The organism is Rhizobium mesosinicum (assembly GCF_019511345.1).
Classification (GTDB): domain Bacteria; phylum Pseudomonadota; class Alphaproteobacteria; order Rhizobiales; family Rhizobiaceae; genus Rhizobium; species Rhizobium mesosinicum.
Genome location: NZ_JAEUAK010000006.1, coordinates 306,987 through 329,615 on the forward strand (window position 1 = coordinate 306,987; position 22,629 = coordinate 329,615).

The window sequence follows — 22,629 nt, forward strand, 5'->3', positions numbered from 1 at the left end:
TTCGGTCGGTGAGGTGTTAGCTGGTGCAGCATTCTACTGGATCATGCCCATGAAACTGCCGCCCGGCGATCGATACGACACGCTCTACCGCGATTTCTCCTGGCAGATCCCCGAGGACTTCAATATCGGCCGCGCCGTCTGCAACGACTGGGCGGCGCGTGATCCTGATCGCGTCTGCCTCGAACATTTTAGTCCCGACAGCCACCATCTGGCGTTGACCTATGGCGAGCTTGCCGCCCGCTCCTCATCCTTCGCCAATGGGCTTTCGGCACTTGGTCTCGGCAAGGGGGATCGTGTGGCGCTGCTCCTGCCGCAATCCTTCGAGACGGTCATTTCGCATGTGGCGATCTACAAGATGGGTGCGATTGCCCTGCCGCTCGCGTTGCTTTTCGGTGTCGATGCGCTGGAGTACCGGCTGAAGGCTGCAGGTGCGAGAGCTGTCGTCACCAATGGTTTCGGGCTTGGACGCATCAATCAGATCCGCGACCGACTGCCTGACGTCAAACATCTCATCAGCGTCGATGGAGCCTCCGCAAGCACGCTCGGCTTTGCCGATCTGGTTTCTGCCCATTCTTCAACCTTTGAAATTGCGCAATCGGGCCCGGATGAGCCGGCACTGATGATCTTCACATCAGGCACGACAGGTCCACCGAAGGGCGCGCTGCACGGTCACCGGGTACTCGCCGGCCACATTCCCGGCATGCAGTTCGTTCACCAAGGTTTCCCGCAGGCGGGAGACAAGGTCTGGACGCCGTCTGACTGGGCATGGGCGGGGGGGCTGCTCAATGCGTTGCTGCCGAGCCTGCTGCTCGGCGTGCCTGTTGTTTCCTCGCCGGCACAGAAATTCGATGCTGACATGGCCTATCGCATCATGGCCGAGATGAAGGTGCGGAATGCCTTCATTCCGCCGACGGCACTTAGACTCCTGAAATCCGTCGAGGAGCCGCGCTCGAAATACGATCTCGTGCTGCGCACCATCGGTTCGGCAGGTGAATCCCTGGGGCGCGAAACCTACGAGTGGGCGCGCCGCACGCTCGGCATTACCGTCAACGAATTCTACGGGCAGACGGAGTGCAATTTCGTGCTGTCTTCGAGCGCTGCCTTCGGGGTGACCAAGGCTGGTGCGATCGGGCGGGCGTCGCCTGGCCACAGGGTGGCGATCGTCAGTGATAAAGGTGATGAGGTGTCTGTCGGCGAGCAGGGGCAGATCGCTATCGCCAGCCCCGACCCGGTGATGTTCCTCGGCTACTGGAACGACCCCGATGCGACGGAGAGGAAATATGCTAAGGGCTGGCTACTGACCGGCGATATCGGCCGGCAGGACGCGCAGGGCTATGTCATCTTCGCCGGCCGTGACGACGACGTCATCACCTCGTCCGGGTACCGCATAGGGCCGGCGGAGATCGAGGACTGTCTCGTCGGCCATCCGGCCGTGCAGCTTGCCGCTGCCGTCGGCAAGCCAGATGCGCTGCGTACGGAGATCGTCAAGGCCTATATCGTGCTTTCGCCGGACTACAGCCCGAGTGCGGAGCTGGCAGCAGAAATCCAGGACTGGGTGAAAACCCGGCTTTCGATGCACGAATATCCGCGCGAGGTTGAATTCGTCGATACTCTGCCGCTGACGACTACCGGAAAGGTCATTCGCCGGCTCCTGCGGGAAAAGGCTGCGGCGGAAGCTAAGAACTAACCGCGGCCGGCAAGCGACATGATCTTCTCGCGCAACATCTTCGCCATGTTGCGGGTACTGCGGTACATGTGGAGCTGGGCTGCGACCTGTCGCATGTCGCGGTCGCCGTTCTGGGTGAGGCCGATCACAAGCGTGCCCATCTCCTCGCGTTCCCGCCAAAAGCGGCTCATGATCGGATGATCCGAGACGGCGCAGGAATCCGAACGCACGACATTGGCATCGTCGAGATGCCACTCGGTCAGTTCGCTCATCAAAAGTTTGCCCGGCGAATAGCGGGAGTAGTTTTCGTCATAGGCGGTCTTCCAGGTATAGGCCTCGCCGCCCATCATCAGCACGACCACGGCAGCGATTGCCTTGCCATTAACGTCGATCGTGTGGATGCGCACGGCATCGACTTCCGCCAGATTGGAGACAGCCTCGCGGGCAAAGGCGGTGTGATAACGGTCGGTCACTAGCGCGCTGCGGCGCTTGCCTTTCCAGCCGCCGGCCTCCAGTGCCAGGAATTCCTCGAAGCGTAGATGGATCTCGCGCGGCTGGCGGGCCACGGTATGAACGACCGAGCCGAGTTCTTCGAGCAGCCGCCACTGGCGGCGCATCTCGCGCTGGTGGGAGGAAGATACCGTGCGGCCGAGATAGACCATGGCGTCGTCATCGCTCTGCAGCATCGGCCGTTCGTAAGGATTGGCGACGGTCAGCGGCAGATTGCGGCTAAGCGCCACGGCTTTTGCCATGCGCACGAAGATGCCGTTCAGCCGGACGTCCGGCAGCACCAGCGTGCCCGGAAGGCCGAGATCCGGCGTGACAAGGCCTTCGAAGAGATTGTCCAGCGTCTCGGCCGCGTCCTCGGCATCAACCAAGGGGGTGCCAAGCGGACCGAAACTGTTTGCCCAGCCGCGGATGATCGACGGGCCGACGGCAAAGCCGGGTTTGTCGACCGAGAAGGGCATAAGAAGGCGCATGCGGCTACGATGTTCGTTCTCATCGCGGATGATTGCGAAATTGACCTGCCGGTCTTCCAGCCGCGGCATGGCGGGCGCCAGGAAACGGCCGCTGAAGAAGACGTTCGGCTCCATCGCGCGGTTGGAGAGGAAATCCAGTTCTTCCTGCAGATCGTAACCCAGCTTACCGGGGTAAAGGCAGAGCTCGCGCCCTTGCCGCCCGATTTCGATCCGTGCTTCTGCCTGCGGGGCTTCGAACTTGAGTGCGGCAAGATCGTGAACCATGCGGTTCGCGTTGCTGTCGGTGCTCTCGGTGATGGGAGGTATATGCACCATCTATCGGGCTCTCATGTCTGGCGTTGCGGCGGAAGGGGTTGCAAAGGCAAAAAGCGTGAAGCCGAGTGCGCGGCGCACAAAGACATGCAGCAGGATCGCTTCCACGGCCATGGCGGAGGCAGTGGCAATCGCCGTGCCGACGATGCCGTAGTGCGGGATCAGCAGGAGATTGAGGCCGACATTGGCGGCGAGTGCTCCAGCATAAAGGGCGACGCAGAGGTTCTGCTTGCCTGCCATCATCAGCAGCGTCTCGGCGGGGCCGACCAGGGCCTTGGCAAGGATACCAGCCAGCAGGATCGCCATCAGCATATAACCAGCCGTAAAGGCGCCGCCGAAAAGCGACAGCAGCAGATGCCCGGCCGCCAGCACCGCGAGACCGGCTCCAAGCGCAGGCCAAAAGGTCCAGCGGGCGGCATCGGCAGCCGCAACCGCGAGATCGGCCCGGTTGCCCTCGGCAATGATCGAGGAGAAGCGCGGGCCGGCGGCGGCCTTAACCGAGAAATTGATGAAATGCACCAGCGCCATCGTCTTGGCCGCCGCGAAATAAATCGCGACGTCATGCGGCTCCAGGAAGATGCCGACGACGACGACGTCGGAGTTGGTCAGCAGGAAGCCCACGCCCTCGATGAGGAAGATCGGGAAGGCAACACCGAGCCACTCCAGGAAATCCACCTTGCGTGGACCGGCATCGTAATGCCTACGCATCCGATAGAGCGTGGCGGCATATTGGCCGAGCGCGGTGACGAAGGTTGCCGCGAGTGCGGCCTGCATGGCGGTGACTGCCGTGTGCGGTGCGCCGAAGAAGATCGCGGCCAGCATGAAGAGGATGATGAGGATCGGCCTGACAATATAGACCGGGCTGAGCGCCATGACCGGCCAATGATTGGCCCGCGACGTGCCTTCGAGAATATCGCCGAGCGCGATCATCGGCATGGCCATGAGGCCGAGGAAGATCGGCACCAGATAATAGCTCTCGATCCTGTCGCCGAAGAAATGGAGCCCGAGCATGCCGGCGATGAGAACGGTCGTCCCCGAGAGCAGCGCGAAAATACGCGCGGAGCCGGTCAGGCCGCGGATTTCGGCGAAGGCGCCGGCAGCGCGATATTGCGGCAGGAAGCGGACGATCGCGGTGTGGAAACCGAGGCAGGAAAGATCGCCGCAGAGGACGACCAGCACCCACACGAAAACGAAGATGCCGTATTCATATTCGCCCATCAGCCGGGCGAGCACGATCTGCGACAGGAAGGCGAGGGCTGCGCTCAGAATACGGATTGAAAAGGCGATCAGCGCCATACGCTGGGCAGCGGCCTTGTCGCCCCGTTCGGTCAGAACTGCGGCAAGCATGCGCAGCAGGCGGGCGGCGATCGGCCGCAGCCCCGCGGGCAGCATTTTTTCCGCTGTTTCTATGACCGCCATTTTAACACGCAAAACTCTAAGGGCAGGGCATTCGCACGGCCAAGTCTTGCCAGATCAGAGTTAAGAAACGGTATGCCCGACGAGGCGGCATTGCCTGTCGCGATGATCCATAATTGAGCGGAAATTACCCAAGAAAAATGGCGCCCGAAGGCGCCATTCTCAGACCTGTTCGAAAGCACCGTGGCAGTGCTTGTATTTCTTGCCCGAGCCGCAGGGGCAGGCCTCGTTGCGGCCGACCTTGCCCCAGGTCGATGGATCGTTGGGATTGCGGTTTTCCGGCGGCACCGTGACTTCAAGCGCTTGATAAGTCGTGTTGGCGAACTCATCCTCGCCGGTCGTCGGATCGAGGTGATGGGCCTGCATGACCGGCGGTTCCGGCTGCGGCGGAGCCTGTTGCACCAACTCGACTCGCATCAGCTGCGCGGTAACGGCCTGACGCAGGTTGTTGAGCAGCGCCTGGAAGAGCTCGAAGGCTTCCGACTTGTATTCCTGCAGCGGATCGCGCTGGGCGTAACCGCGGAAGCCGATGACGGACCGCAGGTGGTCGAGGTTGACGATGTGCTCGCGCCACAGATGATCGAGCGTCTGCATGACGACCTGACGCTCGACATAGTGCATGATGTCGGGCCCGAAGCGTTCAACCTTCTCGTTGAAGGCGGCATTGGTCGCTTCCATCAGGCGTTCGCGGATGTCGTCTTCGCCAATGCCCTCTTCCTTCACCCATTCCTCGATTGGCAGGTCGAGGTTGAGGATGTTGGCGACCTGTGCCTTCAGGCCGACGGCATCCCACTGCTCGGCGTAAGCGCGTTCCGGAATGTGGGTCGTGACCAGATCGTCAACCACTTCGCGACGCATGTCGGAGACAGTCTCGGAAATGTTTGGCGCTTCCATCATCTCGACGCGCTGTTCGAAGATGACTTTACGCTGGTCGTTCAGAACGTCGTCGTACTTCAGGAGGTTCTTGCGGATGTCGAAGTTGCGGGCTTCGACCTTCTTTTGCGCGCGTTCCAGGGCTTTGTTGATCCAAGGATGGACGATCGCTTCGCCCTCCTTCAGACCGAGCTTCTGCAGCATGCTGTCCATACGGTCGGAGCCGAAGATGCGCATCAGGTCGTCCTGAAGCGATAGATAGAACTTGGACCGGCCGGGGTCGCCCTGACGGCCGGAACGGCCGCGCAACTGGTTGTCGATGCGGCGGCTTTCGTGGCGCTCGGTGGCGATGACGTAAAGACCGCCGGCGGCGAGCGCCTTTTCCTTAAGCTGCTTGATCTCTTCACGGATCGCTTCGATCTTGGCATCGCGTTCCGGGCCTGGCTCGACTTCGCCAAGCTCACGTTCTACACGCATTTCGAGGTTGCCACCGAGCTGGATGTCGGTACCGCGGCCTGCCATATTGGTAGCGATCGTGACCGCGCCAGGCACGCCGGCCTGGGCGACGATATAGGCTTCCTGTTCATGGTAGCGGGCGTTCAGAACCTGGAAGTTCGAGAAGCCCTGCTTGCGCATCAGCTCGGCCAGGAATTCCGACTTTTCGATCGAGGTCGTGCCGACGAGCACCGGCTGGCCGCGCTGGTGGGCGTCCAGGATCTCGGCGATGATCGCCTTGTATTTCTCTTCGACCGTCCGGTAGACCTCGTCGTCCTCGTCGATACGCTTGATCGGCAGATTTGTCGGCACCTCGATGACATCGAGGTTGTAGATGTTGCCGAATTCTTCCGCTTCCGTCTGAGCCGTACCGGTCATGCCGGCGAGCTTGCCGTACATGCGGAAGTAGTTCTGGAAGGTGATGGAAGCCAGCGTCTGGTTTTCCGGCTGTATCTGCACCTTTTCCTTGGCTTCCAGCGCCTGGTGCTGTCCTTCCGAATAGCGGCGGCCGGGCATCATGCGGCCGGTGAATTCGTCGATGATGACGATCTCGCCGTTGCGGACGATGTAGTCCTTGTCGCGCTGGAAGAGCTTGTGAGCCTTCAGCGCGTTGTTGATGTGGTGAACGATCGCGACGTTTTCGATGTCGTAAAGCGAAGCGCCCTTCAGGAGACCCGCCTGCTTCAACAGGTTCTCAAGCTTTTCGGTGCCGACTTCGGAGAAGTTCGCCGACCGCTGCTTTTCATCGATCTCATAATCCTCCGGCGTCAGCAGCGGGATGTAAGTGTCGATGGTGTTGTAGAGGTCGGAGCGGTCGTCGAGGGGGCCGGAAATGATGAGCGGCGTGCGCGCTTCGTCGACGAGGATCGAATCCACTTCGTCGACGATTGCGAAGTTGTGGCCGCGCTGAACCATCTGGCTCTTCTCGTACTTCATATTATCGCGCAGATAATCGAAGCCGAGTTCGTTGTTGGTCGCGTAGGTGATGTCGCAATTATAGGCGTCGCGGCGCTCCTCGTCGGAAAGGCCGTGGACGATGACACCCGTGGTCAGGCCGAGGAAGCCGTAGAGCCGGCCCATGGTCGCAGCGTCACGCTGTGCGAGGTAGTCGTTGACGGTAACGACATGCACGCCCTTGCCGGCAAGCGCGTTCAGATAGACCGGCAGGGTGGCGACCAGGGTTTTGCCTTCGCCGGTCTTCATTTCGGCAATGGCATTGGAATGCAGGATCATGCCGCCGACAAGCTGTACGTCAAAAGGTCGCATGCCAAGGACGCGGCGGGAGGCTTCGCGCACGACCGCAAAGGCCGGAATGAGGATGTCATCGAGCGTCTTGCCTTCTGCGAGGAGTGCGCGGAACTCCAGCGTCTTTGCGGCAAGCTGCTCGTCCGTCAGCGCCTTGGTCTTCTCTTCGATAGAGTTAATCGCGACGACGTTCGGCTGGAATGATCGCACGCGGCGATCGTTGGCTGAGCCAAATAACTTGCGGGCAATACCGCCAAAGCTGACCATATGACTGGTCCTTTCTGAATATTCTTCCCCGACGTTTCTTATTCGCTACCCAGCCGAAAAACAGGCGCACGCTTGAAAACGCCCGGAAACTGTTCTGGACGCGAGGTTGCGTGACAGATAAGAGGGGGGGCAAATGATGTCAACGGATTTGGCTGATATAGAAAGGCCACATTCCGGTGTTGAAGCCTGTTTCGGCTGGATTCACGAAAGCGGAAGCCGGCGGTATGATTGTGAAGGGTTATTTGATGTTGAGCACCAACAAACTTGCTGCGCTGGCGTTTACGGCCTTCGTTGCCTTCCAGGCTCCGGCCCATGCCGATGATGCCGTCGTCGCCAAGGTCGGCGATCTGGAAATCCATCAGTCGGAACTCGATCTGGCTGTGGCCAATCTCGACCCGCAGCTTGCGCAGCTCCCTGACGACCAGAAGAAGGTTGCCGCCCTCTCTGCCGCCATCGATGTGAAGCTGCTTGCTGCCGACGCCACGGCCGAGAAGCTCGACCAGACTGATGATTTCAAGAAGCGCATGCAGTATCTGACCGACCGTGAGCTTCACAATGCCTACTTCAAGAAGCATGTCGTCGACACCGTCACCGATGCCGACGTGAAGGCACGCTACGACAAGGAAGTCGCCGCCCTGCCGAAGCAGGAAGAGGTTCATGCCCGCCACATCCTCGTCAAGACCGAGGACGAGGCGAAGGACGTCATCAAGCAGCTCGACGCCGGCAAGGACTTTGCCGAGCTTGCCAAGGAAAAATCCACCGATCCCAACAAGGATGACGGCGGCGACCTCGGCTATTTCAGCCGTGGCCGCATGGTCAAGGAGTTCGAGGATGCCGCTTTCGCGCTTGAGAAGGGCACCTATTCCAAGACCCCGATCAAGACCGATTTCGGCTATCACGTCATCAAGGTCGAGGATAAGCGAGACGCTCCGCCGCCGCCGTTCGACCAGGTCAAGGATCAGGTTCGCCAGCTCGTCATGCGCGACAAGTATCTTGCGCTCCTGAACCAGGCCAAGGCTTCGGCCAAGGTCGATATCATGGACGAAACGCTCCGCAAGGGTTACGAAGACGCGAACAAGCAGCCTGAGCCGGGTGCCGAACCCGCGCCGGCACCGGCGCCGCAGCAGTAATCACCAGCATCTGGGCCCGGTTCTTCCGGGCCTTTCACTATGATAGACAGGTCACATCCGATGTCCGCTACCGTTTCTCCGCTTGCCCCGAAAACCTTTGCCTCGCTGCCGGCCCTTCGCGGCGTGCGCATGGCGACCGCTTCCGCCGGCATCAAGTACAAGAACCGGACGGACGTGCTGATGATGGTCTTTGATGCGCCGGCTGCCGTTGCCGGCGTCTTCACCAAGTCGAAATGTCCCTCCGCGCCCGTCGATTTCTGCCGGGCCAACTTGCCGCATGGCACGGCGCGCGCCGTCGTCGTCAATTCCGGCAATGCCAATGCCTTTACCGGCATGAAGGGCCGTGCTGCGACTGAGCTTACCGCCAAGTCTGCCGCCGCTGCCATCGGCTGCGGCGAAAACGAAATCTTCCTTGCGTCGACCGGCGTCATCGGCGAACCACTCGACGCTACCAAATTTGCCGGCGTGCTCGACAAGATGCATGCCGATGCGACAGGCGATTTCTGGTTCGAGGCCGCCAAGGCGATCATGACCACCGACACCTATCCGAAGGTTGCGACGCGCACTGCCGAAATCGGCGGCGTCAAGGTGACGATCAACGGCATCGCCAAGGGCGCCGGTATGATCGCGCCCGACATGGCGACCATGCTCTCCTTCGTCGTCACGGATGCTGCGATCGACTCCTCCGTCCTGCAGTCGCTCTTGTCTGCGGGCGTCGAGCCGAGCTTCAACTCCATGACGGTCGATAGCGATACTTCGACATCGGATACGCTGATGCTGTTTGCGACTGGTGCTGCTGCAGCTGATGGGCAGGCGCGTATCACGAGCGCGGACGACCCACAGCTCGATGCGTTTCGTTCGGCGCTGAACGACCTCCTCAAGGATCTGGCGATCCAGGTCGCCCGCGACGGCGAGGGCGCAACGAAGATGCTGGAGATCACCGTGACTGGTGCCGAGAGCGATGCCGCTGCCAAGACTATTGCTCTTTCAATCGCCAATTCGCCGCTGGTCAAAACCGCGGCTGCGGGTGAGGATGCCAATTGGGGCCGGATTGTCATGGCCGTCGGCAAGGCCGGTGAAATGGCCGACCGCGACCGGCTCGCCATCTGGTTCGGCGATGTGCGCGTCGCCGTCAACGGCGAGCGCGACCCTTCCTATTCCGAGGATGCGGCCTCAGCCGTGATGAAGAAGCAGGATATACCTGTGAAAGTCGATATTGGCCTCGGCTCCGGCAAGGCTACGGTCTGGACCTGCGACCTCACCAAGGAATATGTTGCGATCAATGGCGACTACCGGAGCTGATCGTTCGTTGACGCAAGCATCCCTTCCGAAGCAGAACCTGCCGCTGGTCCGGCGGCTGGAAGCCGTGGGCTTTCGCGCCTGGCCGGCCGCTTCCGTGCAGTATGACGGGAGCTGGCAGGTCCGCCTGACGGCGGGCCATCCCTCCAACCGCCTGAATTCCATCGTGCCGCTCGATCCCTCCGATCATCGCGATGTCGAGATCAGGCTCGAGAAGGCAAGCCGCAAATTCGAGGCCTATGGCCGCCCTGCCGTCGTGCGTGAGACGCCGCTTGCCTCGCGTATCCTGATCGATCTGATCAAGGAACAAGGATGGAAGCGTTTCGATGAGACGGTCGTGATGGTCTGCGATCTCTCGCAGGCCGATCTGCCCGATACGCTCGATCATCTTCCGACCCACGATGTCGGCCGGTTTGTCGACGCTAATCTCGCCGTCGATCAGGCGCAGCTTTCTCTGAAGCCGGCGCTCGCGGAGATCATTTCTGCGATCAAGCCCCCATGCGGGCTTTTCATGATCGATGACGCCACCCACGGCCCGCTGGCGACAGTCCTCTGTGTGCAGGACAACGATCTTGCTGGCGTCATGTCGCTTTCGGTCGCTGGCAGCCATCGCCGCAAAGGTCTCGGCATCGAGATCCTGACTTCGGCCCTGCGTTGGGCGCGGATGCGCAGTGCCCGTACCGCCTGGCTGCAGGTGAAACTCTCCAATGCGCCGGCGATTGCTCTTTATGATCGTCTCGGTTTCCGCGATGCCTATCACTATTGCTACTGGCAGGAGCGCTGCGAATGAGCGAAGGCGCAAGGAAGCTGCTCCTGGTCGCGGCCTGTGCATTGATCGATACGGACGGGCGTATCCTTCTGGCACAGCGGCCGGAAGGCAAGTCCCTTGCCGGCCTGTGGGAATTCCCCGGCGGCAAGGTCGAACCCGGCGAGACGCCGGAGCAAACCCTGGTGCGCGAACTGAACGAAGAGCTCGGCGTTATTACCAAAGTGCCGTGCCTTGCGCCGCTGACCTTCGCCAGCCACAGCTATGATACGTTCCATCTGTTGATGCCGCTTTACGTTTGCCGCCGCTACGAGGGCATCCCCCTGGGCCGCGAGGGCCAGGCGATCAAATGGGTGCGCCCGCAGGCGCTGCGGGATTACCCAATGCCGCCGGCCGACGAGCCGCTCATCCCAGTACTGCAGGATCTACTTTAGCTTTTGCTGATTATTGGGACGAAACGTCGATTTCGCCTGTGGATATTAATCGATCATTTAGCACCTTCTGGCAATGATCGGCCTCACTCAAGCAGCTGGCGTGCGTGTATTTAAGGGCTTGACGTCATGGACGACGATTTCTGGAAAGCTGTGCGCGAAAAGGAACGCGCTTCTTCGTCTGCCTCGCGCAGGACGGGGGCGCTCAATATTGCCCTTCTCTTCGGTACGGCCGTAGTGGCGCTGACCCTCATTCTGACGCCGATGCTGGCGGATTCTTCCAAGAAGAGTGTGCTCGCCAGCGCGCCGGCAGATTTCGACACGATTACCACCGGCTCCATCCCGAAGACCGAGAATGGCGCGAAGAGCGAGAACGGCAAGCGCTATACAATCCGCCGCAGCGTGCTCCAGGATACGCCTGGTTCAGTCTGCGTCGTCCAGGGCTACGGCGTCGGCGCCGGTTGCTGAGGAAATGAAGCTCCATCCCAGGGAGCCTTGAATTTCATTGCTGTCTGAGCGCAAAAGGTCGGGTCGATGAATTTGCTAAGGAAATTTGTGGCGGACAGAAGCGGTGCGACGGCGATCGAATATGGATTGATCGCAGCGCTGATGTCGGTTGCCCTCATTGGAGGGCTGGGTGTGTTAACCAACGGCCTGCGCGGCGTGTTCAACACCGTCGAGAATAACCTGACCATCAACTGAGCTATCCGTTAGAGCGCCGTGCGGCCATTCGGATGCGTTAAGGACGCTCTAACTCTTTGAATCGACGCATCAGGCTTTCCGGAAATCGATTCCGATTTTCGGGCCAATGCTAACGATCTCACTGCCTGAGCTTCTGCTCCTCCACCTTCAGTGCGTCAGCAAGCCGCGCCTTGGCCGTTCCTGGTTTCAGCGGCTGCTGCTGGCTTTCATGCGGTGCCCAGCCCGACACATAGATCACTGAAAATGTCGCGCGGATGCGGCCGTCCGGGTCCGAATAGCGCTCGGCATAGATTTCAGCGGCGCGCAGGAAGAAGGCGCGCGTCAATGGCTTGCGGCTGCGGGCAGCGAGCGGATTGGCCATGCCCATCGCTCTCAGGTCGCGCATCAGCGGAAAAATTGAATCATAGCGTACCGTATAATTCTCCGCGTCGATGACGGGCAGGGCAAATCCTGCGCGCTGCAGCAGACTGCCGACATCGCGGACATCGGCGAAGGGGATGACGCGCGGGCTTGCACCGCCGGTCATCTCGATCTCGGTCGCGAGCAGCACTTCGCGCAGTTCCTGCAGCGTACCGGCGCCCGGAATGGCGGCCAGGAACAGGCCGTCCGGCTTCAATGCGCGGCGGATTTGGATGAAGACGCCGGGTGTGTCGTTAGTCAGGTGCAGACTGAGCGGTGCAATCACCAGATTGGCCGATTGGGGCGCGAGCGGCACGTCTTCGAGTGGCGCTTCGAGAAAAGATTCGCCCGGTGCGACATAGCGTATGTCGCTTTCCACGCGGATGAGGTTGCCGACCTTGCCGGTCGCGACCACCGCACGGGCGGCGGCACCTGTAGTGCCGTGCAGTTCCGCCGCATGTTCAAAGCTGCGCTCGACGACGGCCAAACGGTCTGCCAGTTCCTCGGCGGCTATATCGAGCAGGAAGGCTGCTTTCGGGTCATTATTTGCGAGTGCGCGCCGACGATTTATGGCGATCTGCGTCCTGTCAAAGATGATATCCATGGCCATGTCCATATTCCCCCGTCCAGCAGGCGGCAAGGCGATTTTCCTTTGGCTCGCGACGCGCTAGTCTGCCTCATATGGGGATGATCGAGATGAAAAGTGAGACGGGACGGATATGGGCGCAACTTCTGCGGCCCTTTTCGATGCTTGCCGATCTTGTCTATCCGCCGTCCTGTGCGGCTTGCGGTGTTTCGACAGGCGGTCATCGCGGGCTTTGTGCCAAATGCTGGTCCGAGGTCCGCTTCATCGAGCGGCCCTATTGCGAAGTGCTCGGCATTCCCTTTTCCCATGATCTCGGGACCGGCATTCTCAGTGCCGAGGCGATCTCCAATCCGCCGCCCTTCGATCGACTGCGTTCAGCAGCTACCCATGATCATGCCGTTCGAAATCTGGTGCATGGCCTCAAATACCGGGATCGCACGGATCTCGCGCCGATGATGGCCGGCTGGATGCTGCGCGCCTCGGACGGCACGGTCGAGCGCTGCGACGCCGTCATTCCGGTTCCACTTCATCGTGCCCGCATGGTCTCGCGCAAATTCAATCAAGCCGCGGAACTTGCCCGGCATTTGGCGGGGCTTGCAGGAAAACCGCTGCTGCCGGCAACGCTTTTGCGTGTGAAACGTACCAGCCAGCAGGTCGGTCTTGGCGTGCGGGCACGTGAGGACAACGTCCGTGGCGCTTTTGCGGTCGCCGCGGGCAAGGAAAGCGATGTCTTCGGCAAACGCATCGTGCTTGTCGACGACGTCTTTACGACAGGGGCGACAGTTGGTGCGGCAACGCGCGCGCTGCGCAAGGCGGGTGCAGCCGATATAACGGTTTTAACCTTTGCAAGGGCACTTGCGGAAACTATATGACAGAAAGAAAACAGCACGGTCTGGAGACCTTCATGGTACCTGTTGCCATCTATACGCGTCAGTTCTGCGGCTATTGTGCACGCGCCAAATCTCTTCTTGAAGAGAAGGGCGTCGACTATGTCGAATATGACGCGACCTTCTCGCCGGAGCTTCGCCAGGAAATGCTTGGCAAGTCGAACGGCCGCACCACCTTTCCGCAGATTTTTATCGGCAGCACCCATGTCGGCGGTTGCGACGATCTCTACGCGCTCGACCGGGCGGGCAAGCTCGATCCGTTGCTGGCAGCCTGAGGAAGAGCGATGAGCTTCATAGCCGCCGCCATCCAAATGTGTTCCGGTGTCGATCCGGAGCGGAATGCCGCTTCGATGGCGCGCCTCGTTCGAGAGGCTGCCGCAAAGGGCGCAACTTACGTGCAGACCCCCGAAATGACCGGCATGCTGCAGCGTAATCGTGCGGCGGCAAAGGAAGTTCTGCGCGACGAGAGCAATGACATCATCGTCGAAACCGGTTCGGCCCTTGCGGCCGAACTCGGCATCTTCATGCATGTGGGCTCGACGGCGATTGCGCTCGATGACGGCAAGATGGCCAACCGCGGCTTCTTGTTCGGCCCCGACGGCAAGGTTCTGAACCGCTACGACAAGATTCACATGTTCGACGTCGATCTCGACAATGGCGAGAGCTGGCGCGAAAGCGCCGCCTACCGGCCGGGGTCGGAAGCGCGCGTTCTATCGTTGCCGTTTGCCGAGATGGGTTTCACGATCTGTTACGACGTGCGTTTCCCGCAGCTTTTCCGCGCGCAGGCTGTTGCCGGTGCTGAAGTGATGACCGTTCCGGCCGCTTTTACGAAGCAGACGGGCGAGGCGCATTGGGAAATCCTGCTGCGGGCGCGCGCCATCGAAAACGGTGTCTTCGTCATCGCCGCAGCGCAGGCCGGCCTGCATGAAGACGGACGCGAGACATTCGGTCATTCGATGATCATCGATCCCTGGGGCAAGGTTCTGGCATCAGCCGGCCCCGTCGGTGAGGCCGTCATTCTGGCAGAGATCGATCCGGCGGCCGTGAAGGCCGCGCATGACAAGATTCCGAACCTTAAGAACGGCCGGGAGTTTTCCATCGAGAGGATTGCGGGGGAAATTTCAGGAGGCGTTGCAGCTTGATCCGCTATTCCCTTATTTGCGAAAATGCCCACGAATTTGAAGGCTGGTTTTCTCAAAGCGCCGATTTTGACCGGCAGGTTGAAAGCGGCTTTCTGACCTGCCCCGTCTGCAATTCCGCTTCCATCTCCAAGTCGCTCATGGCTCCCTCCGTCTCGACCGCGCGCAAAAAGGAAGAGATGCAGACGGTCGCGATGGACACGGCCCGCCGCGAAGCCTTCTTGAAGCTCAAGGAAGCTGTCGCCGCAATCAAGGCGAATTCCGAGGATGTCGGAACCCGCTTTCCCGAGGAAGCTCGCAAAATCCACTACGGTGAGGCGGATGCCCGCGGTATCATCGGTCAGGCGACGCCCGACGAAGCTGAGGCGCTGGTGGAAGAAGGCATCGAGATCGCCGCCTTGCCGGTCCTGCCCGAAGACGTGAACTGATTTGCGGGCGGCTGGGTTAGCATGACTTAGGTGCGCAGGCGGCGCGATCAGGTCGGCCGTTTTGCCAGTAGCATATAATTCACATCCATATCCTTCGACAGGTTCCACTGGTTTGCCAGCGGATTGAAGAAGACGCCCGTGCGGTCGACAATATCGAGGCCGCTTGCGGCAAGCGGCTTTTCCAGTTCTTCCGGGCGTACCAGTTTCTCATACTGATGCGTGCCGCGCGGCAGCCAGCGCAGGACGTTTTCGGCAGCGAAAATGGCAAGCGCGGCGGCCTTCACGGTGCGGTTGATCGTGGCGACGAACATCAGGCCGCCCGGCCGGACCATGCTGGCGCAGGTATTCATGAAAAGCTCGACATCGGCCACATGCTCCACCACTTCCATGTTGAGCACGATATCGAAGGTCTCGCCTGCCTCGGCAAGCTGCTCGGCGGTGACGGCGCGATAGTCCACCGCAACACCCGATGCCTTGGCATGGGTGGAGGCGATGCCGATGTTCTTTTCCGAGGGATCGGCACCTACGACTTCAGCGCCCATGCGGGCGACCGGCTCCGATAGGAGGCCGCCGCCGCAGCCGATATCGAGCACGCGCAGGCCTTCAAGCGGCTTGGCGCTCTTCGGATTACGTGAAAAATTCTCCGCCGCCTTGTCGCGGATATAGGCCAGGCGAACAGGATTGAACTTGTGCAGCGGCTTGAACTTGCCCGTCGGACTCCACCATTCGGCCGCCATGGCGGAAAAGCGATCGACTTCGCTCTGGTCGATGGTGGTTTTGGCCGCTTCGTTCATCTGCCGCTCCTTAATGTCCTGTTACTGAAGTCGGACGATCGAGGCGATAAGTCAAGGGCGGCCAGGTCGCGCCGGAGCTTGGCAAGACCGTAAAAAAAGAGGAAGTCTGAAGGCAGTTAAAACCCCGCGTCGTCGCGGGGTTGCGGATGCTGGTGATTGCGATTAGCGGCACTGGCGGCGTGGGCCGTACGTGGGCTGGTACGTATTGTCGTATGCACGGTACGAGCGATAACGGCTGTAGCAATAGTCGGCATGGGATCTGCCCGCACGCACGCGTGGCTGCGAGGCTATGATACTACCGATGATCGCGCCGGCAGCCAGGCCGCCGATAATGGCGCCGGTATTGTCATGGCGGCGATAATAGCGGTCGCGGTAGTAGCGGTCCCCATAATAGCGGCGATCCCATCTTCGGTCGTACCGATAACGGTCGGAGTAGCGATAATTGCCCCATCCTCGGCCTTCGTAGTCGTAACGCGGGCAGTTCGTGAAGTTGTTGCAGCCCACCTGAAGAAGGTCCGGCTGGCTGCCGGCGGTTTGCGGTTGCGCTGTCGAGTGAACCGGGGTTGCCGTATAGACCGGTCCTGCCCAGGCGGGCACTCCCGAGAATGCGGTCGTTATCGACAGCGCAATTATCGCTAATCTTCTCATTCTACTCACCAGCTTTCTTGACACATTTATTGCGGTTTAAACGCATTCGAGGCCATTAAGTTCAAGCGCCTCCACGCTTCCATGCCTCTTTCATCGGATGGACCAGGGGGCTTTGCAGTAGTCGCAGCGACCATTTCTTGACGAAATCCTGCCGCTTCCACTTCACATTTTCACTGCCCTTGCCACCCCCTGCCAAACTCGCTAAGAGACGCGCCAACTTTCGTCCTTGGTTGGCGGGGCTTTAGAAGCGTTCCAGAAACCAGTATTTTCCGGGCTCTTCGGCCGTTGGACAGCCGGGGTTTTTGATGTCCGGGAGGGCGCTGCGTTTCCGGGCGGTTTATGAATGCGCGTGGCGTACCGGAAGCAAATCCGTCTTCCGGTAATCTCGCGCGGGTCATGGTAGAGGCTTATGGCACGCATCGTTATGAAATTCGGCGGAACCTCCGTCGCGGATCTGGATCGCATCAAGAACGTTGCCCGCCATGTTAAACGTGAAGTCGATGCCGGCCATGAAGTGGCAGTCGTCGTGTCCGCCATGTCCGGCAAGACCAACGAACTTGTCGGCTGGGTGCAAAACACGCCCAAGGTGATTGGCGCCAACTCGCCTTTCTACGACGCGCGCGAATATGATGCTGTCGTTGCCTCCGGCGAACAAGTAACGTCAGGTCTTCTTGCGATTGCATTGCAGAGTATGGGCATCAATGCCCGTTCCTGGCAGGGCTGGCAGATCCCGATCCGCACGGACAATGCCCATGGAGCGGCTCGCATCATGGAGATTGACGGGGCCGACATCATCAAGCGCATGGGTGAGGGGCAGGTTGCCGTCGTCGCCGGTTTCCAGGGCCTCGGTCCGGATAATCGTATCTCGACGCTTGGACGCGGCGGATCGGACACTTCGGCTGTAGCGATAGCGGCTGCTCTCAAAGCCGATCGCTGCGACATCTATACCGATGTCGATGGCGTCTACACGACCGATCCACGCATCGAACCCAAGGCGCGGCGCCTGAAGAAGATCGCCTTTGAAGAAATGCTGGAAATGGCGTCGCTCGGCGCCAAGGTTCTTCAGGTGCGCTCGGTCGAGCTTGCCATGGTACACAAGGTGCGCACTTTCGTGCGTTCTTCTTTCGAGGATCCCGATGCTCCGGGCATGGGCGACCTCTTGAACCCGCCCGGAACGTTGATTTGTGACGAGGATGAAATCGTGGAACAGGAAGTAGTCACCGGCATTGCCTATGCTAAAGATGAGGCTCAGATTTCGCTTCGTCGTCTTGCCGACCGGCCTGGCGTTTCTGCCGCGATCTTCGGTCCGCTCGCAGAAAGCCACATCAACGTCGACATGATCGTCCAGAACATTTCTGAAGATGGTTCGAAGACGGATATGACCTTCACCGTGCCCTCGGGCGATGTCGACAAGGCCATCAAGGTTCTCTCCGACAACAAGGAAAAGATCGGCTACGACGTCGCGCAGAGCGAATCGGGTCTGGTGAAAGTCTCCGTCATCGGCATCGGCATGCGCAGCCATGCAGGCGTTGCAGCGACCGCGTTCCGGGCACTTGCCGAAAAAGGCATCAACATCAAGGCCATTACAACCTCGGAGATCAAGATTTCGATCCTGATCGACGGTCCTTATGCAGAACTCGCTGTCAGAACTTTGCATTCCTGCTACGGTCTGGATAAGAATTGATTCCGGCGGGCGGCCTGCCCCTTCAGGTTGAAGATGCGGCCGGTTCTTGTGGCCGCATCAGGTGTTTGTTTCAGGGAGCTTGAGACGCAATGAGAGACCTTTCCGGCGGTCCGCGCGTATTGCTCAAGCGGTTGCGCGAATTGATGGCGGAGCCACTGGAGCCGCAGGAGCGACTCGACCGGATCGTGCGTCAGATTGCCAGCAACATGGTAGCGGAGGTTTGCTCCGTTTACGTTCTTCGCGCTGACGGCGTTCTTGAGCTTTATGCTACCGAAGGTCTCAATAAGGAAGCCGTCCACCTCTCGCAGCTGAAGATGGGACAGGGTCTCGTCGGCACGATCGCCGCCTCGGCCCAGCCGCTCAATCTTTCCGACGCGCAGTCGCATCCGGCCTTCCGCTACCTGCCGGAAACGGGCGAAGAGATCTACCATTCCTTCCTTGGCGTGCCGATCCTACGGACGGGGCGCTCGCTTGGCGTTCTCGTCGTGCAGAACAAGGCAAGCCGCAATTATCGCGACGAAGAGTTGGAAGCGCTCGAGACGACGGCGATGGTTCTCGCCGAGATGATCGCGACCGGCGAACTGAAGAAGATCACAAAGCCGGGTCTCGAACTCGATCTTACGCGTTCGGTTACAGTCGATGGCGATACCTATAATGACGGGATCGGCCTTGGTTACGTCGTTCTCCACGAGCCGCGCATCGTCGTTACCAATCTGCTCAACGAAGATGCGGAGAAGGAAATCCGGCGGCTGGCGGAAGCCATGGGCTCGCTTAGGATCTCCATCGACGACATGCTGTCGCGCCGCGATGTTTCCATGGAAGGCGAGCACCGCGAAGTGCTCGAGACCTATCGCATGTTCGCCCACGACCAGGGCTGGGTTCGCAAGCTGGAAGAGGCGATCCGCAACGGCCTGACGGCGGAGGCGGCTGTCGAGAAGGTCCAGAGCGACACCAAGGCGCGCATGATACGCCTGACCGATCCCTATTTGCGCGAACGCATGCACGATTTCGAAGATCTGGCGAACCGGCTGCTGCGCGTATTGACCGGTTATACGGGCCGCACAACGGCCGAGGGTTTTCCGAACGACGCGATCGTCCTGGCGCGCGCCATGGGTGCGGCAGAACTCCTCGACTATCCGCGTGCCAATGTACGCGGGCTGGTGTTGGAAGAAGGCGCGGTGACCAGCCATGTGGTGATCGTCGCACGTGCCATGGGCATTCCTGTTATCGGCCAGGCGGCAGGTGTCGTGGCGCTTGCCGAAAACGGTGATGCCGTCATTATCGACGGCGACGAAGGGCATGTGCATATCCGGCCGATGCCGGAGCATCAGCGCTCCTATGAAGAGAAGGTGCGCTTCCGCGCCAGACGGCAAGAGCAATTCCGGGCGCTGCGTTCCGTTGAGCCGGTCACCCGGGATGGGCAGCGCATCCAGCTTCTGATGAATGCCGGCCTGCTGGTCGATCTGCCGCAGTTGGCGGAATCCGGAGCGGAGGGTATCGGCCTGTTCCGCACTGAGCTGCAATTCATGATCGCCTCGACCATGCCGAAGGCGGAAGAGCAGGAGATGTTCTACCGCAATGTGCTGAAGCAGGCGGGTGGACGTGTCGTGACCTTCCGCACACTTGATATCGGCGGCGACAAGGTTGTTCCTTATTTCCGCGGCCATGAGGAAGAGAATCCGGCGCTCGGCTGGCGGGCAATCCGCCTGTCGCTCGATCGGCCGGGACTGTTGCGCACGCAGCTGCGCGCCATGCTCAAGGCCGCGGCCGGCGCCGAGCTGAAGCTGATGGTGCCGATGGTGACCGAAGTTTCGGAAATCAGGCAGGTGCGCGAACTCCTGCAGAAGGAAGTGCAGCATCTTTCGCGTTTCGGTCACGGGCTGCCGCGCAAGCTGCAGTTTGGCGCGATGCTGGAAGTGCCGGCACTTCTTTGGCAGCTCGATGAGCTGATGGACGCGGTCGACTTTGTCTCCGTCGGTTCCAACGATCTCTTCCAGTTCGCCATGGCGGTCGATCGCGGCAATGCGCGGGTTTCCGAGCGTTTCGATCCGCTGGAGCGGCCGTTCCTGCGTATCCTTCGTGATATCGTACGTGGCGCGGCTCGCAATAAGACACCGGTGACGCTCTGCGGCGAACTGGCGGGCAAGCCGCTTTCGGCCATGGCGTTGCTCGGTGTCGGGTTCCGTTCGATCTCCATGTCGGCGGCCTCGATCGGACCGGTTAAGGCGATGCTGCTCGGCCTTAACGCCGAGGCTCTGACGAAGGCCGTCGATGAGGCGCTGGACGACCGGAATGCGACCGTGCCGATGCGCGAGGTGCTTGCCCACTTCGCCGAGAGCCACAATATTCCCCTTTAGACATATATAAGAATTGGAGTAAGGGGTGGCGAAGCTTCCCATTGAAAAGATGCGCGAGCTTGAGCGCCGCTTCGGCGAGATCGAAGCCCGCATGTCGGCCGGCCCTTCGGCCGATGTTTATGTAAAGCTCGCATCCGAATATTCCGAATTGCAGCCGGTCGTCACCAAGATCCGCGCCTATCAAAAGGCCATCGGCGAGCTTGCCGATCTGGAGGTGCTGCTCGAGGACAAGTCTGTCGACCGCGATATGCGCGAGCTTGCCGAACTCGAACTGCCTGATGTGAAGGAGCAGATCGAGGCGTTGGAGAACGAAATCCAGATCCTGCTCTTGCCGAAGGACGCTGCCGACGAGAAGAGCGCGATCCTGGAGATTCGCGCCGGTACCGGCGGCAACGAGGCGGCCCTTTTCGCCGGTGACCTCTTCCGCATGTATGAGCGTTATGCGGCAACGCATGGCTGGAAGGTCGACGTACTTTCGTCGAGTGAGGGCGAAGCCGGGGGGTTCAAGGAAATCATCGCAACGATCACCGGCAAGGGCGTGTTCGCCAAGCTGAAGTTCGAATCCGGCGTGCACCGCGTGCAGCGTGTACCTGAGACGGAAGCGGGCGGACGCATTCACACCTCGGCGGCAACGGTCGCCGTTCTGCCGGAGGCCGAGGAGATCGATATCGAGATTCGGCCGGAAGATATCCGCATCGATACGATGCGCTCCTCGGGTGCAGGCGGACAGCACGTCAATACGACGGACTCTGCCGTGCGCATCACCCACCTGCCGACGGGCATTGTCGTCACCAGCTCGGAAAAGTCCCAGCACCAGAACCGCGCCAAGGCCATGCAGGTGCTGCGCTCGCGTCTTTATGATGCCGAGCGGCAGAGGGCCGATAGCGAACGCTCCGCCGACCGGAAGAGCCAGGTCGGTTCCGGCGACCGTTCCGAACGTATCCGCACCTATAATTTCCCGCAGGGCCGCATCACCGACCATCGCATCAACCTGACGCTCTATAAGCTCGACCGAATGATGGAAGGTGAAATCGACGAAGTGGTCGACGCCCTGCTGGCCGACTATCAAGCGAGCCAGCTCGCACAGCTTGGTGAACAGCAATGACCGTGTCGGGGCCGACGGTTTCCGAGATGCTTGCCGAGGCTAGGCGCCGTTTCACGGAGGCGGGCATAGCCGATCCACAGACAGATGCGCGGTTGCTGATTTCGGGACTGCTGAAGCTGTCGCCGACAGAGATGCTGACGGCAGGTCGCCAGTCGGTTTCGGGGGAACAGGCAGGCAGTATCGGCCGCGCAATCGAAAGGCGGCTGAAGCACGAGCCGGTGCATCGCATTCTCGGAGAGCGGGAATTTTACGGCCTGCCGCTTTTGCTGTCCGCCGGCACGCTGGAGCCGCGGCCTGATACGGAAATTCTTGTCGATACGATCATTCCTTATCTGCGTGATCTTGCAAAGACGGAAAGCAATGTCCATATTCTCGATGTAGGAACCGGGACTGGAGCGATTTGCCTTGCGCTCCTCAATGAGTGTCCGGAAGCATCAGGCATCGGCAGCGACATTTCGATCGATGCACTTGAGACGGCAAGATCAAACGCAGAAAGAAACGGATTGCAGGATCGATTCACGACCATTCGGTCGAATTGGTTAGAGAACATCCGCGGGACGTTTCATGCGATTGTCTCAAATCCGCCCTATATTGCTTCCAAAACCATTCATGATCTCGCTCCCGAAGTGACGAAATTTGATCCGGCTGCAGCTCTGGATGGTGGCTCGGATGGGCTTGACGCTTACAAAGCCATAGCCAAGGATGCGGCGAGGTTCGTACGGCCAAATGGAGTCGTCGGACTGGAAATCGGCTACGATCAGCGAAACGATGTGACGGCGATCTTTGAAGCAGAAGGCTTCAAGTGCCTCAAATCCGTGAGAGATTATGGTCAGAATGACAGAGTGCTCGTGTTCTCGCCGGCATGACCGGCGACAAATTGCAGCATCGAACTGGACATTATTGCTGTTGCGAAGAAAAGGCTTGGATTTCCTGAGGAAGCAATATAGGTTGCCCTTACGCGTTGGGCACATAGGAATGAACGAGATTCGTTCGGTACTTGCTCAGCCTCGGGGGTCTGCT

At 60.1% G+C, this 22,629-nt stretch carries 21 protein-coding genes; 15 read left to right on the forward strand and 6 right to left on the reverse strand.

The window, feature by feature from the left end; all coding sequences use genetic code 11:
- Window positions 1-49: 49 nt before the first annotated feature.
- Complete coding sequence (locus JNB85_RS18445) at window positions 50-1,687, forward strand: AMP-binding protein (RefSeq protein ID WP_220335756.1); 1,638 nt, start codon at window positions 50-52, stop codon at window positions 1,685-1,687.
- On the opposite strand, the gene JNB85_RS18450 is transcribed toward JNB85_RS18445, so the two are convergent.
- From JNB85_RS18450 to secA, 3 genes are all read right to left on the reverse strand, one after another.
- The gene (locus tag JNB85_RS18450) at window positions 1,684-2,961 is read right to left on the reverse strand and encodes a GNAT family N-acetyltransferase (protein ID WP_220335757.1); all 1,278 of its coding nucleotides are present in this window, start codon (window positions 2,959-2,961) and stop codon (window positions 1,684-1,686) included. The genes JNB85_RS18445 and JNB85_RS18450 overlap by 4 nt on opposite strands.
- Window positions 2,962-4,377 carry an oligosaccharide flippase family protein gene (locus JNB85_RS18455; protein ID WP_220335758.1) on the reverse strand — a complete coding sequence of 472 codons (1,416 nt, stop codon included), beginning with the start codon at window positions 4,375-4,377 and terminating at the stop codon, window positions 2,962-2,964. It abuts the gene before it with no gap.
- A 159-nt stretch (window positions 4,378-4,536) separates the two neighbouring features.
- Window positions 4,537-7,254 carry a preprotein translocase subunit SecA gene (gene secA, locus JNB85_RS18460; protein WP_220335759.1) on the reverse strand — a complete coding sequence of 906 codons (2,718 nt, stop codon included), beginning with the start codon at window positions 7,252-7,254 and terminating at the stop codon, window positions 4,537-4,539.
- Between the two features lie 245 nt (window positions 7,255-7,499).
- On the opposite strand from secA, the gene JNB85_RS18465 reads away from it, so the two are divergent.
- The 6 genes from JNB85_RS18465 (at window position 7,500) to JNB85_RS18490 (ending at window position 11,582) form a co-directional block, all read left to right on the forward strand.
- Entirely contained in the window at window positions 7,500-8,384 is an 885-nt protein-coding gene (locus JNB85_RS18465) for a peptidylprolyl isomerase (protein ID WP_220335760.1), read from the forward strand.
- Window positions 8,385-8,444: 60 nt separating this feature from the next.
- Window positions 8,445-9,686, forward strand: a complete 1,242-nt coding sequence (gene argJ / locus JNB85_RS18470) for a bifunctional glutamate N-acetyltransferase/amino-acid acetyltransferase ArgJ (RefSeq protein WP_220335761.1) — start codon at window positions 8,445-8,447, stop codon at window positions 9,684-9,686.
- A complete protein-coding gene (locus tag JNB85_RS18475; protein WP_220335762.1) occupies window positions 9,667-10,473 on the forward strand; it encodes a GNAT family N-acetyltransferase in 807 nt (268 codons plus the stop codon). Before argJ ends, JNB85_RS18475 begins: the two co-directional genes overlap by 20 nt.
- Entirely contained in the window at window positions 10,470-10,883 is a 414-nt protein-coding gene (mutT, locus tag JNB85_RS18480; protein WP_220335763.1) for an 8-oxo-dGTP diphosphatase MutT, read from the forward strand. Before JNB85_RS18475 ends, mutT begins: the two co-directional genes overlap by 4 nt.
- 126 nt (window positions 10,884-11,009) lie before the next feature.
- Entirely contained in the window at window positions 11,010-11,348 is a 339-nt protein-coding gene (locus JNB85_RS18485; RefSeq protein ID WP_220335764.1) for a hypothetical protein, read from the forward strand.
- A gap of 66 nt (window positions 11,349-11,414) precedes the next feature.
- Window positions 11,415-11,582, forward strand: coding sequence for a Flp family type IVb pilin (locus tag JNB85_RS18490; RefSeq protein WP_220335765.1), 168 nt, complete (start codon window positions 11,415-11,417; stop codon window positions 11,580-11,582).
- Window positions 11,583-11,700: 118 nt separating this feature from the next.
- Here the strand turns inward: JNB85_RS18490 and JNB85_RS18495 are convergent, their stop codons facing one another.
- Complete coding sequence (locus JNB85_RS18495; RefSeq protein ID WP_220335766.1) at window positions 11,701-12,585, reverse strand: methyltransferase domain-containing protein; 885 nt, start codon at window positions 12,583-12,585, stop codon at window positions 11,701-11,703.
- 92 nt (window positions 12,586-12,677) lie between these two features.
- On the opposite strand from JNB85_RS18495, the gene JNB85_RS18500 reads away from it, so the two are divergent.
- From JNB85_RS18500 to JNB85_RS18515, 4 genes are read left to right on the forward strand one after another with little or no spacing between them, the layout of a single operon-like run.
- Window positions 12,678-13,439 (forward strand): ComF family protein, encoded by a 762-nt coding sequence (locus JNB85_RS18500; protein WP_420852278.1) that lies wholly within the window; start codon window positions 12,678-12,680, stop codon window positions 13,437-13,439.
- A 32-nt stretch (window positions 13,440-13,471) separates the two neighbouring features.
- On the forward strand, window positions 13,472-13,729 hold the full coding sequence (gene grxC / locus JNB85_RS18505; protein WP_183749641.1) for a glutaredoxin 3: 258 nt from the start codon (window positions 13,472-13,474) through the stop codon (window positions 13,727-13,729).
- Window positions 13,730-13,738: 9 nt separating this feature from the next.
- Window positions 13,739-14,596 (forward strand): carbon-nitrogen hydrolase family protein, encoded by an 858-nt coding sequence (locus tag JNB85_RS18510; protein WP_220335768.1) that lies wholly within the window; start codon window positions 13,739-13,741, stop codon window positions 14,594-14,596.
- The gene (locus tag JNB85_RS18515) at window positions 14,593-15,021 is read left to right on the forward strand and encodes a DUF1178 family protein (RefSeq protein WP_220335769.1); all 429 of its coding nucleotides are present in this window, start codon (window positions 14,593-14,595) and stop codon (window positions 15,019-15,021) included. Before JNB85_RS18510 ends, JNB85_RS18515 begins: the two co-directional genes overlap by 4 nt.
- A 47-nt stretch (window positions 15,022-15,068) precedes the next feature.
- Here the strand turns inward: JNB85_RS18515 and ubiG are convergent, their stop codons facing one another.
- Window positions 15,069-15,815, reverse strand: a complete 747-nt coding sequence (ubiG, locus tag JNB85_RS18520) for a bifunctional 2-polyprenyl-6-hydroxyphenol methylase/3-demethylubiquinol 3-O-methyltransferase UbiG (protein ID WP_220335770.1) — start codon at window positions 15,813-15,815, stop codon at window positions 15,069-15,071.
- Between the two features lie 162 nt (window positions 15,816-15,977).
- Entirely contained in the window at window positions 15,978-16,463 is a 486-nt protein-coding gene (locus JNB85_RS18525) for a BA14K family protein (RefSeq protein ID WP_220335771.1), read from the reverse strand.
- A gap of 409 nt (window positions 16,464-16,872) precedes the next feature.
- Here JNB85_RS18525 and JNB85_RS18530 point away from each other — a divergent pair, with 409 nt between their 5' ends.
- The 4 genes from JNB85_RS18530 to prmC all read left to right on the forward strand — a co-directional run bounded on the left by JNB85_RS18530 (window position 16,873) and on the right by prmC (window position 22,475).
- Window positions 16,873-18,147: an aspartate kinase gene (locus JNB85_RS18530; protein ID WP_220335772.1), complete on the forward strand. Its 1,275-nt coding sequence runs from the start codon at window positions 16,873-16,875 to the stop codon at window positions 18,145-18,147.
- Between the two features lie 89 nt (window positions 18,148-18,236).
- Window positions 18,237-20,504: a phosphoenolpyruvate--protein phosphotransferase gene (gene ptsP / locus JNB85_RS18535; protein ID WP_220335773.1), complete on the forward strand. Its 2,268-nt coding sequence runs from the start codon at window positions 18,237-18,239 to the stop codon at window positions 20,502-20,504.
- A 25-nt stretch (window positions 20,505-20,529) separates the two neighbouring features.
- Complete coding sequence (gene prfA, locus JNB85_RS18540; protein WP_220335774.1) at window positions 20,530-21,609, forward strand: peptide chain release factor 1; 1,080 nt, start codon at window positions 20,530-20,532, stop codon at window positions 21,607-21,609.
- Window positions 21,606-22,475, forward strand: coding sequence for a peptide chain release factor N(5)-glutamine methyltransferase (prmC, locus tag JNB85_RS18545; protein WP_220335775.1), 870 nt, complete (start codon window positions 21,606-21,608; stop codon window positions 22,473-22,475). Before prfA ends, prmC begins: the two co-directional genes overlap by 4 nt.
- The last annotated feature ends 154 nt before the right edge of the window (window positions 22,476-22,629 follow it).